The organism is Parafrankia discariae, assembly GCF_000373365.1.
Classification (GTDB): Bacteria; Actinomycetota; Actinomycetes; order Frankiales; family Frankiaceae; genus Parafrankia; species Parafrankia discariae.
In genome coordinates, this window is record NZ_KB891148.1 from 70,160 (window position 1) to 84,142 (window position 13,983).

General features: G+C 72.2%; 10 protein-coding genes and 7 pseudogenes. 8 read left to right on the forward strand and 9 right to left on the reverse strand.

Going from position 1 to position 13,983, the window contains the following annotated elements; all coding sequences use genetic code 11:
- The 4 genes and pseudogenes from B056_RS43525 to B056_RS35725 form a co-directional block, all read left to right on the forward strand.
- A pseudogene (locus B056_RS43525) lies at positions 1-327 on the forward strand (hypothetical protein); the annotation flags it as partial.
- Between the two features lie 308 nt (positions 328-635).
- The gene (locus tag B056_RS0107945; RefSeq protein ID WP_018501350.1) at positions 636-1,958 is read left to right on the forward strand and encodes a glycosyltransferase; all 1,323 of its coding nucleotides are present in this window, start codon (positions 636-638) and stop codon (positions 1,956-1,958) included.
- 208 nt (positions 1,959-2,166) lie between these two features.
- A complete protein-coding gene (locus B056_RS0107950; RefSeq protein ID WP_018501351.1) occupies positions 2,167-2,943 on the forward strand; it encodes an SDR family NAD(P)-dependent oxidoreductase in 777 nt (258 codons plus the stop codon).
- Positions 2,944-2,956: 13 nt separating this feature from the next.
- Positions 2,957-3,952: pseudogene (locus tag B056_RS35725) on the forward strand (thiolase family protein).
- A gap of 32 nt (positions 3,953-3,984) precedes the next feature.
- Here the strand turns inward: B056_RS35725 and B056_RS35730 are convergent.
- A pseudogene (locus B056_RS35730) lies at positions 3,985-4,792 on the reverse strand (AMP-binding enzyme); the annotation flags it as partial.
- On the opposite strand from B056_RS35730, the pseudogene B056_RS43530 reads away from it, so the two are divergent.
- Positions 4,766-5,014, forward strand: a pseudogene (locus tag B056_RS43530) (enoyl-CoA hydratase-related protein); the annotation flags it as partial. The pseudogenes B056_RS35730 and B056_RS43530 sit on opposite strands and share 27 nt — an antisense overlap.
- A 64-nt stretch (positions 5,015-5,078) precedes the next feature.
- Here B056_RS43530 and B056_RS44215 read toward each other — a convergent pair.
- The 4 genes and pseudogenes from B056_RS44215 to B056_RS35745 all read right to left on the reverse strand — a co-directional run bounded on the left by B056_RS44215 (position 5,079) and on the right by B056_RS35745 (position 7,462).
- Entirely contained in the window at positions 5,079-5,375 is a 297-nt protein-coding gene (locus B056_RS44215; RefSeq protein WP_018501354.1) for an SDR family oxidoreductase, read from the reverse strand.
- Positions 5,279-5,674 carry a Rossmann-fold NAD(P)-binding domain-containing protein gene (locus B056_RS44220; RefSeq protein WP_230202892.1) on the reverse strand — a complete coding sequence of 132 codons (396 nt, stop codon included), beginning with the start codon at positions 5,672-5,674 and terminating at the stop codon, positions 5,279-5,281. Before B056_RS44220 ends, B056_RS44215 begins: the two co-directional genes overlap by 97 nt.
- Positions 5,671-6,399 carry a hypothetical protein gene (locus B056_RS35740; protein ID WP_018501355.1) on the reverse strand — a complete coding sequence of 243 codons (729 nt, stop codon included), beginning with the start codon at positions 6,397-6,399 and terminating at the stop codon, positions 5,671-5,673. The genes B056_RS44220 and B056_RS35740 overlap by 4 nt, the downstream gene beginning before the upstream one ends.
- Positions 6,396-7,462: pseudogene (locus B056_RS35745) on the reverse strand (TIGR03857 family LLM class F420-dependent oxidoreductase). The gene B056_RS35740 and the pseudogene B056_RS35745 overlap by 4 nt, the downstream one beginning before the upstream one ends.
- Positions 7,463-7,575: 113 nt before the next feature.
- On the opposite strand from B056_RS35745, the gene B056_RS40415 reads away from it, so the two are divergent.
- Positions 7,576-8,217 (forward strand): TetR/AcrR family transcriptional regulator, encoded by a 642-nt coding sequence (locus tag B056_RS40415; RefSeq protein ID WP_018501356.1) that lies wholly within the window; start codon positions 7,576-7,578, stop codon positions 8,215-8,217.
- 469 nt (positions 8,218-8,686) lie between these two features.
- On the opposite strand, the gene fabG is transcribed toward B056_RS40415, so the two are convergent.
- The 3 genes and pseudogenes from fabG to B056_RS45710 form a co-directional block, all read right to left on the reverse strand.
- The gene (gene fabG / locus B056_RS0108000; RefSeq protein WP_018501358.1) at positions 8,687-9,448 is read right to left on the reverse strand and encodes a 3-oxoacyl-ACP reductase FabG; all 762 of its coding nucleotides are present in this window, start codon (positions 9,446-9,448) and stop codon (positions 8,687-8,689) included.
- An 87-nt stretch (positions 9,449-9,535) separates the two neighbouring features.
- Positions 9,536-9,886, reverse strand: a pseudogene (locus B056_RS44225) (acetate--CoA ligase family protein); the annotation flags it as partial.
- A 172-nt stretch (positions 9,887-10,058) separates the two neighbouring features.
- Positions 10,059-10,406, reverse strand: a pseudogene (locus B056_RS45710) (hypothetical protein); the annotation flags it as partial.
- Between B056_RS45710 and B056_RS44235 the strand changes: the two are divergent.
- Positions 10,405-10,689, forward strand: a complete 285-nt coding sequence (locus B056_RS44235; protein ID WP_018501361.1) for a hypothetical protein — start codon at positions 10,405-10,407, stop codon at positions 10,687-10,689. The pseudogene B056_RS45710 and the gene B056_RS44235 overlap by 2 nt on opposite strands.
- Positions 10,690-10,827: 138 nt before the next feature.
- Positions 10,828-12,051, forward strand: coding sequence for an RtcB family protein (locus tag B056_RS0108015; RefSeq protein WP_018501362.1), 1,224 nt, complete (start codon positions 10,828-10,830; stop codon positions 12,049-12,051).
- 52 nt (positions 12,052-12,103) lie between these two features.
- Here B056_RS0108015 and B056_RS0108020 read toward each other — a convergent pair whose 3' ends face one another.
- Positions 12,104-12,757, reverse strand: coding sequence for a TetR/AcrR family transcriptional regulator (locus B056_RS0108020; protein ID WP_020572384.1), 654 nt, complete (start codon positions 12,755-12,757; stop codon positions 12,104-12,106).
- Between the last annotated feature and the right edge of the window lie 1,226 nt (positions 12,758-13,983).

The following is a 13,983-nucleotide window of genomic DNA, read 5'->3' on the forward strand; positions in this document are numbered from 1 at the left end:
GGCATCCCCGGCATCCCCGGCACCCCGGGCGCACAGGGCGCACAGGGCGACCCCGGCACCCCGGGCACACCCGGTACGCAGGGCTTCCAGGGCGCCCAGGGCGCCCAGGGTCCGGGCGCCGGGGCTCAGTCCGCCGTCGTCACCGCCATCGGCACCACGTTGGCGACCGCCTCGTGCGGGGTGGGCACCTTCGCCATCGGTGGTGGAGGGTCGGCGGCCACGCCCATCCTCAGCTCGGTGCCCTTCGGTGGATCGCCGGCGAGCGGCTGGCAGGCAGCCACCACTGCGGGCGACCCGGTCACCGCCTACGCGATCTGCGCGCCGTAAGCCACAACGGGTAGGGACCTCTGTCCCGGGTTTGTCGGGACAGCGGTGATGCTGCGTGGCGGTACCCCCACCTTCGGCCGGGTGGGGGTACCGTCCCGCGTGGCTTCCTTGTCCATGACCCGGCAACCGGCAACGTCAGGGGCGAACCGGAGCCCGGCGGAAAGCCGCAGCAATGAGAAACGGGAGCCCGAAACCCATACCGGTCAGAAAACCGGTGGAGGCCACGGCCGTCCCGGAACAGGCCGCGACACCGGGTGCGCCCACCCGTCTCACCGACCACCGACAGCCCTTCGGACAGGTATCGAAAGATGACGTCACCGACACCCAAGTTCTCCGTTTTCACCCCCAGTCACCGTGCCCGTTTCCTCGACGAGTGCCTGGAAACCCTGCAAGCGCAGACCCGCTCCGACTGGGAGTGGATTGTGCTGCTGAACAGCGGCGCCCGATGGCGCCCAGAGATTCCGGACGACCGGGTCAGAGTGGAGATAGCGGACGACATCAAGGGGGTGGGCGCGGCCAAGCGCCGGGCGTGTGAACTCGCTCTTGGCGAGATCCTCGTCGAGCTGGACCATGACGACCTGCTGGCGCGGGACTGCCTGGCGGAACTGGCGAAGGCCTTCGACGAGAATCCCGAGGTCGTCTTCGCCTACAGCAACACCGCGCAGATCACGGAGAACGGGGGCCGTGACGACAGCCGGTTCGACGCGCGGCACGGTTGGCGGTTCGAGGAGACCGACGTCGACGGCCGGCGGGTCCTGCAGGCCGTCTCGATGATGCCGACTCCGCACAATGTCTCCTACATCTGGTACGCCCCCAACCACGTTCGCGCGTTCCGCCGGGAGACCTACGAGCGGATCGGCGGCTATGACGCGAGTCGCACGGTGCTGGACGACCAGGACCTCATGTGCCGCTTCTTCCAGGCCGGCGAGTTCCACCGGATACCCCGTTGCCTCTACCTGCAGCGGATACACAGTGGCAACACCCAGCGCGACGCCGAGATCAACGCCCACATCCAGCGGGAGACCATCGCGCTGTACGACAGGTACATCGAGGCCAACGCGCTGGCCTGGGCGTCCCGGCGTGGTCTGCTGGCGCTCGACCTCGGCGCGGCGCACCGCAAGCCGCCCGGCTACCTGGGGGTGGACCAGTACCCGGGCGACGGTGTCGACATCGTCGCGACGCTGCCCGAACCGCTTGACCTCCCGGACAACTCGGTCGGGCTCATCAGGGCGGTGGACTTCCTGGAGCACGTACCGGCGAAGATTCCCCTGATCAACGAGCTGTACCGGCTGCTGGCGCCGGGCGGCATGCTGCTGACCCTGACTCCCAGCTCGGACGGCCGGGGCGCCTACCAGGACCCGACACACATCTCCTACTACAACGAGAACTCGTTCTGGTACTACACCGACGAGCGGTACCGGTCCTTCGTGCCGCAGATCCGGGCCAGGTTCCAGAGCTCGCGGCTGGTCACCTACTTCCCGTCCGACTGGCACTCCACCAACAACATCTCCTACGTGGCGGCCAACATGATCGCCGTGAAGGACGGCGCCGACCGGTGCGGCGGCCCCCTGCTGTGCGCCCCCCGCAAGCCGCTGCCGGTCGAGGGAGCGACACTCGCGGACGCGAAGTAGCGCACCGCTACGGCGCCGCGGTCGAGCAGCCAGCCGACAGATATGCATCAATCTGTTGCATAAAATCGCGGGTCGCCGGTGGCGTGGACCAGGATCGGCCGCCCGCCGCACCGCGGGTCGCGCGCGCCTGGTCACGTTCACACCCGCGGGTGCGGTGCGCGCGACGGTGACCGCACCCCGGGTCCTCCCGCCCGGAAGGAGGCCTCCAGTGGATCTGAACGGCCCGTCGGCGATCGTCACCGGAGGGGCCTCCGGGCTGGGGGCCGCGACGGCCCGCCTGCTCGCCGCGCGCGGGGCGCGGGTGGTCGTCGCGGACCGTGACGACACGCGGGGCAAGACGGTCGCCGGCGAGATCGGCGGCACGTTCGCACACGTCGACGTCACCTCGACCGCCGACATCGTCGCCGCGACCGAGGCCGCGAAGGAGTCCGGGCCGATCCGCGCGCTGGTCAACTGCGCGGGGATCGGCTGGGCCGCCCGCACCATCGGCCGCGACGGAACCTACGACTCGGCCCACGGCCTCGACGCGTTCCGCCGCGTGCTCGCGGTCAACACCGTCGGCACGTTCGACTGTGTCCGGATCGTCGCCACCGCGATGGCCGGGAACGACCCGTTGGCGGACGGCGAGCGGGGCAGCATCGTCAACACCGCGTCGCTGGCCGCGTTCGACGGCCAGATCGGCCAGGCCGCCTACGCCGCGTCCAAGGGCGGGGTGGTCGCCCTGACCCTGCCGCTGGCCCGCGACCTCTCCGTCGCCGGGATCCGGGTGAACACCATCGCCCCCGGGTTGATCGACACCCCCATCTACGGAGCGGGCCCCGGCTCCGAGGAGTTCAAGGACCGACTCCGCCGGGACGTCCTCTTCCCACGCCGGCTCGGCTCGGCGGCCGAGTTCGCCTCCCTCGCGGTCGAGGTCCTGACGAACGGCTACCTGAACGCCGAGGTCATCCGGATCGACGCCGGCACCCGCTTCCGACCCAAGTAGGCAGGAGCCGATCATGATCGACGCAGTCGTCGTCTCGACCGCGCGCACCACGATCGGACGCGCCCGCAAGGGCGGCCTCGTCGGACTAAACGCCTTCGACCTCGCCGAGACCGTCGTCCCCGACGTACTGGAACGCGCCGGGATGGAGCACGTGGTCGTCGCCGGCGGCACCGAGAGCCTCAGCAACCAGATCCTCGGCTGAAGCGAGACGCCGAGGGCACCTACCGGACGTGGATGTCGGCCCCGCACCCGGAGACGCCGCAGGCGCCCGCGTTCGACATGGCGATCACCGTCGGCGAGAACACGGCGCGCGGCCGGGCTGACCCGCCGCGACGTCGACGAGTGGACGGTCTACACCCAGGGCCGGGCGCTGGCGTCCATCGACTCCGGCGCGTTCGTCGACGAGATCGTCCCGCTCGACGTCGTCCGCCCGGACGGGACGAGGATCCGTTTCGCCACCGACGAGCACCCGCGCCGCGGCACCACCCTCGACAGGCTCGCCGCGCTCCCCCTGCTGCGCCCGGACCACCCGGACCACCCGGACGCGACCGTGACCGCCGCCAACTCGGCCGGCCTCAACGACGCCGCGGCCGTGCTGGCCCTGACCAGCGACGCCTACGCCACCGCGCACGGGCTGACCCCGCTGGCCACGGTGCGGGCCTGGGCGACGGCCGGCATCGACCCGGCCCTGACCGGGCTGGCGCCGACCCGCGCGACCCCCAAGGCACTGGACCTGGCCAATCTCACCCTCGGTGACGTCGACCTGTTCGAGATCAACGAGGCGTTCTGCTCGGTCCCGGTGGCGGCCGTCCGCGCGCTCGGGATCGGCCTCGGGGTCGTCAACGTCAACGGCAGCGGTGCCAGCCTGGACCACCCGATCGCCGCCACCGGCGCCCGGATGGTCGTCACCATGGTCAACGAGCTGCGGCGGCGGGGCGGCTCGCTCGGCTGCGTGTCGATGTGCGCCGGTGGCGGCATGGGCGCCTCCATGATCATCGGGATCGGCTGACGGGCCGGGCGGCGGCGGCCAGTCCGCCGCCGTCAGGTACTCGCCGTCAGGTACTCCGAGCGCAGCGCCCCCTTGGGGAGCTTCCCCGTGGGCATCCTCGGCAGCTCGGCGCGGAACACGACCACCCAAGGCACCTTGTAGCCGGCGAGCTGCCCGCGCAGGTGCGCGCGCAGCTCCTCGGCGAGCTCGGGTGATCCGTCCACCCCGTCGGCGGGCTGCACCACCGCGCGCACGTACTCGCCCATCTCCGGGTCCGGCAGGCCGAACACCGCCACGTCCGCGACGAGCGGATGCATGATCAGCGCCGCCTCGATCTCCGCGGGGTAGCTGTTGACGCCCCCGAGATGATCGTGAAGCTCTTCCGGTCGGTCAGGAAGAGGTAGCCGTCCGGGTCGAGGTAGCCCATGTCGCCGCAGGTCGTCCAGTTCGGGTGCCGGGGGTGCCAGCTCTCCCGGGTCTTCTCCGGATCACGGTGATACTCGAACGGCGCCTCGTCCCGCTCGAAGTAGAGCAGGCCGGGCTCGCCGGTTGCCAGCTCCCGGCCGTCGTCGCAGATGTGCGGGACGCCGACCAGGGCCCGGCCCACCGATCCGGGTGCGCCAGCCAGTCGGCGGCGCCGATGTGGGTCAGCCCGCAGCCCTCCGTCCCAAAGTAGTACTCGCCCACGATCGGGCCGAGCCAGTCGATCATCCGCTGTTTGACGTCCACCGGGCACGGCCCGGCGGCGTGCACCACGCACCGCAGCGTGGACAGGTCGTACTTCGCGCGGACGTCCGCGGGCAGCTTGAGGAACCGGACGAGCATGGTCGGCACGTCGGCCACGTGGTCCCCGCGGGCACGACGCTTGCGAAGGCACGCGAGATCGCGGAGGTGATCGCCCAGAACGGCCCGCTGGCCGTGGAGGCAGTGCTGCGGACCCTGCGGGAGACCCCGGGCCTGTCGGAGAGCGAGGCCTTCGCGCACGAGAAGCCGTACGCCGACGCGGTGTTCGGGTCCGAGGACGCGAAGGAGGGCCCGCTGGCCTTCGCGCAGAAGCGCCCGGCGGTGTTCCAGCGCCGCTGACCGCGCGACGCGCCCTGGCCGGTCGGGCACCGGGCCGTCGGGCACCGACCGGGCAGGCACCGTGTCACCCGGCCAGGGCGCTCAGGTCGGCCTGGTCGGTCAGCAGGGCGGCCTGCAGACCGGCGTCCGCGGTGATGTTGACTCCGTTGAGGTAAGACGAGGCGGTCAAGCCGAGGAACGCCAGGATCCCCGCGATCTCGGCGGCCGTCGCCGGCCGCCCGTTACCCTGGGCGACGGCCCAGTCCAGCACCGGCTCGGTCATCGTCACCTTGAAGTCCGCCAGCAGCGGTGTGCTGATCGGACCCGGGCAGACGCTGTTGATGCGCAGCCCGGCCCGGGACATCGCCCGCGCGGCGACCATGGTGTAGACCTGCGTGCCTCCTTCGACAGCGCGTGCACCGGACCGTCGACCGCCGCCGCGGCCGCGCTCACCCCCGCGGCGGTCGACAGGTCGGCCTGGACGAACCGGTGCACCGCCACGGACGGCGGATTGCGGTCGATCACGGTGATGTGCGCGACGCCGAGGTGGGTGAGCACCTCGACCAGCGCGGCACCGACACCGGAGGCCGCGCCCGCCATCACCACCCGCCGGCCCCGGTAGCCGAACGGGCCGTCCGCGGGGGCCGCCGGCACGGGGGCGGGGTTCTCGGTCACGCTCACGCGTCCTCCACCAGATCGAGCGACCCGAGGTCGCGGAAGCGCTCGACGAACTCGGTGGTCGCGATCACGTGCAGTTCGCCCATGAACGCGAGCTCGGCGTCGCCGGGGCGTTCCAGCCAGAACGCCTCGGCGTCGAGCAGCTCGCTGTTCCAGAACGGCGCGTGCAGCCCGGCGAGGTTGCGGGCCGCGTCGGCCGCCTGCCGGGCGTCGCAGCCGGCGGCCAGGCTGCCCGGCCGCGCGGGGTGCGCGTCGGCGAGCACGAGAGTGAAGCTGCGGGAGTCGGGGGTGATCGCGGCCTGCCAGCAGCGCGGAGTACGCGCCCGGGAGATCCCGGCCAGCCGCGAGTAGAAGCCGACCTCCTTGCGGTAGCCGCGGCGCGCGACGTCCCGGCCGGCCGGGTCGCCCGCGACCATCTTGACCACCACACTGGCCGGGGCCGGGGCCGGCGGATCTGTGGCGGTGGCGCTCCCGGCCCGGTCGGTGGTCCGGTCGGCGGCGTACTCCAGGTGGAACCGGTAGCTCGAGCCCATCTGGCCGGTGCCGATCGGCTCGTGGCGCAGGCCGGTCACCTCGACCGCCCCGACGTCGCCGCCCCGCAGCCCCTCGGCCATCCACTCCGGGGTGATCTCCGCCGGGTCGTCGACGACGTGCGCGGGGTGGCCGATCGCCGGGATGTCGGCGCCCTCCCCGGGCGCGCGGCGGTGTTCCGTGGTCGGGTCGCTCACGCCGACCGGCCCGGGTTCGCCGGCAGCACGGACAGCCCGGCCGGTCTGATCTTCCGGTAGGCCGCCACCACGGGGACGAGCTCGGCCGGCGTCGCCCCGCGCATGATCACCCCGGTCACCCCGAGGTCGAACTGGGCCGCGACGGCGGCGGCGCACCGCTCGGCACTGCCGGTCGCGCTGGCCGCCAGCCACTTCGGTGGGATGATCGTGGCGATGTGCTCAAACTGCGCCCTCGTCGCCTTGGCGTCGATCCCGCCCTTGACCGCCCCGACCACCTCGTCGGCCCGGAACCGGGCGAGCACCGCCGGGTCCCAGCCGTTGACCCGGACCAGGATGTCGCCCCCCTGCGGGTAGGAGCCGAGCCGCCCGACGGTCCTGAGTAACCGGAGGTCCTCGGGAATCTCGTCGAGACGGTGGCGAGGACCGACCAGACCCGCACCTCCGCCGGGTCCCGGCCGGCGGCCTTCGCGCCGCGCGCGACGGCCTCGAGCGCGGCCGCGACAGCGGCGTCGGAGAAGAAGGTGTGCAGGATGACGCCGTCCATGCACCGGCCGGCCAGCTCCAGTGACCGCGGCCCGAGCGCCGCGAGCATCACCGGGATGTCCTCGTCGAAGTCGGCGTCCTGGTGCAGGTAGGGATAGGCGCCGGCCGGCCCGTCGTGCCCGAGCACCATCTCGCCGCGCCACAGCCGGCGCATCAGCCCGACGAAGTCCTCGATCTGCGCGCCGGTGACCGGGGTGAGGCCGAGCGCGGTGAACAGCCGGTCGAAACCGCGGCCCAGCCCGAGCGCGAACCTGCCACCGGTCAGGCGGTGCGCGGTGCTGGCGAAGGTCGCGGTGACGATGGGGTGACGGGTGTTGTGGTTCGTCGCGCCGGTGGTGATCCCGATCGACTCGCTGACCGCGCCGGCCGCCCCGACGAGCGTGGCGGCGTCCTTGGTGCTGAACCGCTCGGACACGAACGTCGCGCCCAGGGCGAGGCGTTCGGCGCCCCGGACCTCGTCGATCAGATCACGCGGGGTGGAGCTGTGCCCCGCGTGGGCGTAGCAGCCCAGTTCGGTCAACCTTGTCGGCCTGCGCGTACATCGTCACCTCGTCCCTGCGACGGACTTCCGTCCGCTCGGCCACCGAGATCAGATCGTGCATAAAGTATTCTCTTCGTCGCCGCCGGGCAACGGTGCCGGCGACGGCCACCGACGACCGGAGGGGGCGCCACCCCGGGCCGCGAGGAGCACCACCCCGGGTATACATTCTCGCCAGTTACTGGAATAACTGTAAATATGAGGACGGCTCCGCCGCGGCGGAATGCCCGCGGGCACCCGACGCCGGCGCCGATCTAACAAAGGTCGCCGTCCGGCTGGGGATTAACCGCCAGACGCTCTATCTTTATTTCCCCTCGCGCGACGCACTCTTCGCCGCGGTCGCCGCCGAACAAGCCGAGGCACTGGTCGCCCGGCTCTCCGCCCATCTCACCCATTTCAGCGATCCCCGCGAGGCGCTGGTGGAGACGATGCCGCACTGCGTGCGCATGCTGCCCACGGATCCGCTGCTCTCGTTCATAGCGCGGCCCGGGCGCGCCGACGCCCTCATCACCACGCCGGCCGCACCCGAGCTCAGCCTGGACGTACTGAATAGACTGCCCGTGGACCTCGGGCACCTTGACGTGACGCAACGTGCCCTGTTGGCCGAACACATGGTGCGGCTCCTTCAGTCGCTCCTGCTGGAAGAGGCGACCGGGCAACACGAGGACTGCAACCTACGCCGTTTTCTCCACGCCTGTCTCGATCACCACCTGGCCGGGCAGACCATACATAGTTAGACGCATGTATGGTCAAGCCTTCCGGCCGCCCGCCGAGGATTCACCCGGCGGAAGTCGGCCCGCACCAGCCACCCGCGGCCGGCGTGCCCGACGTCGTGTTCGGAACGACCTCGTACGCGGTTCCGGTGGCGTTCACCCGGACCATCGCGTAGCAGGCCGCGTTCCGCCCGTCTTCCTTACAGGACGACGACGACGGCGCCGCCGACAGCCCGTGCCCGTGCACCCGACGTCCGGACGGGGCAGGCCGAACCTCTCATCGACATGGCTTTCACAGTCCGCGTGGGCCTTTCGGGGCGTAAGGAATAATATATATATATATGAAATCTCATCGGATCACAGGAGATCCGCTTCCCCGAGCCGGCCCCGGTCCCCCCGGTCCGTGCGGGGCGTGCGGGGCGTGCGGGGCGCCGGTGCTGGCGGTGCGGCGGCGCCCCCGCGCGGACGCCGACCGCCCCTCAGCCGGGCCCGATCACGCCTTCGGCCCGCCGGCGACGTAGATCACCTGGCCGGACACGAATCCCGCGCCCTCGCTCACCAGGAACGAGACGGTGTGGGCGATGTCCTCGGGCTCGCCGACCCTGGCCACCGGGATCTGGGTCGCGCGGGCGGCGGCGTACTCGTCCCACGTCCGCCCGAGCCGCTCGGCCGTCGCCCGGGTCATCTCGGTCGCGATCAGGCCGGGCGCCACGGCGTTGCAGGTGATGCCGAACTTCCCGAGCTCGATCGCCACCGTCTTCGTGAACCCCTGCAGGCCGGCCTTGGCCGCCGAGTAGTTCGCCTGGCCGCGGTTGCCCAGCGCCGAGGTGCTCGAGAGGTTCACGATCCGGCCGAAGCCCGCCTCGACCATGTGCTTCTGCACGGCCCGGGTCATCAGGAAGCTGCCCCGCAGGTGCACCCCCATGACCAGGTCCCAGTCGACCTCGGTCATCTTGAACAGCAGGTTGTCCCGGGTGATCCCGGCGTTGTTCACCAGGACGGTGGGCCCGCCGAGCTCGGCGGCCACCCGCTCCACCGCGGCCGTGACCTGCTCGGGGTCGCTCACGTCGACGCCGAGCGCGAGCGCCGTCCCACCGGCGGCCACGATCGCCTCGACGGTGCCGTTCGACGCGCTCTCCTCCAGGTCGAGCGCCGCCACGGCCATGCCGTCGGCGGCCAGCCGGCGCGCCGTGGCGGCACCGATGCCGCGCGCGGCCCCCGTGACGACAGCGACGCGGTTCTGGGCAGTGGACATGCTGGTCTCCTCTCACGATGGCGTTCGTCCGTCGGGCTGACGGCGACCGGTCCGGGCCGGTCGCGCCCCGGGTCGGCAAGCAGTCTGTCAGGCGCCGACGACCAACGCGTCCACGGCGACGCCACCCTGCCCGGCCGGCAGCACGAGCAGCGGGTTGACATCGAGTTCACAAACGGCGTCACCGACGTCCACGGCGAGCCGCCGCAGGTTCATGATCACCGACATCAGGGCGTCGACGGCGCCGGGCGGCCGGCCGCGCACCCCGGCGAGCAGCCGCGCGCCGCGGGTGCGCCCGACGATGGCGCGTGCCTCCTGCTCGTCGAACGGCGGCACCCCGAACGCGACGTCGGCGAGGACCTCGGTGAGGATCCCGCCCAGGCCGAAGGTGATGGTGGGGCCGAACGGCCGCCGGTGCGACAGTCCGAGTAGCGCCCCAGCTCCCCCAGCCCGCGCACGGCGGCGGTGAACGAGGCGACGTGCGACGCCGTCCCCCGGACATCGCGTAGACGGCCACCCCGCCGTCGCCGGGCACCTTCTCGGTGTGGCAGAACATCCCGGCGATCTCGATCGCCTCGTCCAGGTCGTCCACCCGGATCAGGCCGTACTGGCGGAAGACCGCGTCGTGCACGGCGTCGGTCCCGGTGAGATGCCCGGTGTGCGCGGCGGCCATCCGCCGCCCCGCCTCGGAACGGCCGATCTTGATGACATCCTGGTGAACAACGCCGGGATCGTCCGCGACGCGGTGATCTGGAAGATGACCGAGCAGGACTTCGACGCGGTGATCCGGGTGCACGTCAAGGGGACGGGGTCGACCTGCCACCACGCCGCGGCGAAGGCCGCCATCGTGGGCATCACCCAGACCCTGGCCCTGGCCCTGGAACTGCAGCGCATCGGGGTCACCCTCAACGCGGTCGGCCCCTCCGGGCTGACCCCGCATCACGGCGTCCATCCCGGGCATGGGTTCGGCGTTCGAGCCCGACGACGTGCCGGCGGACGGCTTCGAGCCGATGGACCCCGCGAACAGCTCGCCGCTGGTCGCCTGGCTGGCCTCCGACGAGGCCGGCCACGTCACCGGCCAGGTCCCGCGCTCCATCGAGGACCGCGCCATCTGGATGCAGGGCTGGAAGGAGCGCAAGGTGATCACCGCGGGCGGCCGACGGTGGGACGCCACCCAGCTCGGCGCGGTGATCGCGCAGGACCTGTTCGAGACCCGCGGCCCCGGCATGCGCTTCCGACAGTGATCCCGGGATCCCGACGGGCCAGCGGGATCCCGACGGGCCAGCGGAAATTGGATGGCCCGCGGCGCGGAAACCGGCCATCGTTGATCTCGGCGGCACGCGGGGCACCAGCCCCGCGCCGTGACCGAGGAGTGATGCCCTGTGACCCCCGTCCACGAGCTGGCGGGAGCGACCGCGCCGATCTGGATGTGGACACCTCCCCAGGAGGTCGAAAGCGCCGCGCTCGACCAGCTCCGCACCATCGCGGAACTCCCCTACGTCCACCACCACGTCGCCGTCATGCCGGACGTCCACCTCGGCAAGGGCGCGACGGTCGGCTCGGTGATCGCGCTGCGCGACGCCGTCTCCCCGGCCGCCGTCGGCGTCGACATCGGGTGCGGGATGGCCGCGCTGCGGACCAATCTGACCGCCGCCGACCTGCCCGACGACCTCGGGCCGGCGCGGGCGGCGGTCGAGGCGGCCATCCCCGTCGGCCACCGCGGGCACACCGAGATCTCGCGGCGGGTCCGCGGCTACGCCGACCTGTGGGGAAGCTTCGACGACCTGCACCCCAAGGTCACCGGGCGCAGCGGCGGCGTCGACCGGGTGATGGCGCAGATGGGCAGCCTCGGCTCGGGCAACCACTTCGTGGAGCTCTGCCTGGACACCGAGGACGCCGTCTGGCTCATGCTGCACTCGGGTTCGCGCAACATCGGCAAGACCCTCGCCGAGGCGCACATCGCGGCCGCGAAGAAGCTCCCGCACAACACCGGCCTGCGCGACCGGGACCTCTCGGTCTTCCTCGCCGGCACCCCCGAGATGGCCGCCTACCGGCGCGACCTCACCTGGGCGCAGAGCTACGCGCGCCGCAACCGCGAGACCATGCTCGCCCTCTACGTGGACGCGCTGCGCAAGCACCTGCCCACGCTGCGGGTGCCGACCCCGCCCGAGCACGGGCCGCACGCCGCCGACACCGCCTTCGCCGCGGTCAACTGCCACCACAACTACGTCGCCGAGGAGCACCACTACGGAGCGGACGTCCTGGTCACCCGCAAGGGCGCGATCTCGGCCCGGGCCGGCGAGTACGGGATCATCCCCGGTTCGATGGGCACCCGGTCCTACATCGTCCGCGGTCTGGGGAGTCCCGAGTCCTTCCACTCCGCCGCGCACGGCGCCGGGCGGCGGATGAGCCGCAGCCGCGCCCGCCGGGAGTTCACCACCGACGACCTCATCGCCCAGACCACCGGCGTCGAGTGCCGCAAGGACCCCGGCGTCCTCGACGAGATCCCCGCCGCCTACAAGGACATCGACGCCGTCATCGCCCACCAGAGCGATCTCGTGGACGTCGCCGCCGAGCTGCACGCCGTCCTCTGTGTGAAGGGCTGACCCGACCGGCGACGGACGGCGCGCAGGCGGAGGGCGCACGGGCGGGCGCGGGTCACAGCGGTCCGCGCCCGTCCCGGACGGCGCCCCGGATCAGTTCGATCACCCAGCCGGCGACGCGGGTCGCCTGATCGGCGTCCAGCTCCCAGACTCCGATCAGGCGTTCGAAGGACGGCACGCTCCAGAAGACGTCGAGGGCGGCGGCGACCAGCTCGCACTCGGCCGGCGACCAGCCGTCCGCGGCGGCGGTCACGGCGGCGACGAGCGCGTCGCGGCGGCGCCGGTCGACGTCCGCGAACGTCGGGTCGCCGGTCGGCCCACCGCCGGTGGGGAACGCCGACAGGTAGGAGTAGACCCGGCCGATGACGTCACCGAAGGCGTCCAGGCGCAGGGTGTCGACGTCCACCCCGGCCTCCGCCTCGAGGCGGCGCATCACCGCGTCACGCAGCCCCCGCTCACTGCCGAAGGAGCGGTAGATCGTGCTCTCGTTGACCTGGGCCCGCCGGGCGACGGCACGCACGGTCAGCTCGTGCCAGTCCCAGCTCGGGAAGCCGTGGACCATCTCGGCTCCGGCCGCGACGATGCGCTCCCTGGTCCGCTCGGCCTGCTGGCGGCGCACCGGGCTGTCGTAGGAACGGCGGCCCGGCTCCGGCTGCCCGTCCTCGGACGGCACCGCCCGCCCGTCCTCGGGCGTGCGGTCGTTGCGCATCGCGACACCTGCCTCGGCCTGGGGGCTCGGCTGCCCCGGGTGGCCAGTCTGCCAGCTCTCGGCGGGACCCCGAGCCACGTGGCGTGCCCCGGTCCGGAAGCCATCACGCCTCGAAAAGTGAGCGATTACTTTTTTGGATGGCCAATTTCAGCCAAGACCACTGGCACGAATGACGCTATGCTCCGCGGGATGCCCGTCGGACAGGCGGCGGTCGCCACGGGCGTCCGGCGCCGACACCGGACGCCGTCCGCCGACGCCGCCGGCGGACGCGGGGCGGACACCCGGGGTGCGGCTCCCCGGCCGGCTGGGAGCCAGGCGGCGGGCCGGCCCACCGCCGGTGGTCCCGGACCGAAGACGACCGAAAGTCGACCATCGACCCGTATTGCGCGTCCGGGTGGGAGCGCACTCGGCGGCATTCACCTGCCGCCGATCGACGCCTCGCCACGGTGCCACCCGGCGACCCGGGGCAGAATCATTCAACCGATTAGCTACCAGCGGTCGTGGGGCCACCAGCCGCTTCCCGACCGGGCCGGATCCGGCCTTCCCGCGGGGTTCCCGAGAAGCGCCACCGCGATTTGACCGGCGTCGTGATCAATACCGGTCCCGCATTTCCCGATGATCGTTCAGAGGGGTCCGACTAGGCCGAACCGGGGCACATATCCGTCCGGTTCACCCCCGTTCCCGGTTTGGCAGAGTCCCGTTACCGGCGGGTACGCAGGCATCGACCACGCCGCGCCGGGCGACCCCGGACCACCGTGGCCGGGCCGCCGACCGAGCCCGGCGGCCAGCCGGCGCCAGGGATCGCCACCGCCGGCGCCGCTCGACGGGGACCACACCGGGACGACCCGGCCCGGCCGCCCACGCACCTAAAACCGCTGCACCGCCAGGTTCCGCGGGCCCAGCCGCCCCGACTCGGCCCACCGCCGGAGCGACCGCCGCGGCGCCCCGGCACCGCCGACCGTGCCGATCCGGCACCACGGGGCATCCCGACCATGCGCTCCCGGTCATGACGGGCCGTCCCGGACCGCGCCGCCGCGGTGCCGCGGCGGCGGGCGTCCGCGCGACACGAACGACCCGCACCGCCACCGCACCCCAACCCGACCGCATCCAGCCGTGATGGAAATCACTGAACCTTCGTTTCGACGCGCAAGCGGAGAGTTCCGCGATCCCGTTTCCCCAACAGGGATCAGTGGCCTGGGTCACTGTTACCCCCGCACCGCCCGAAC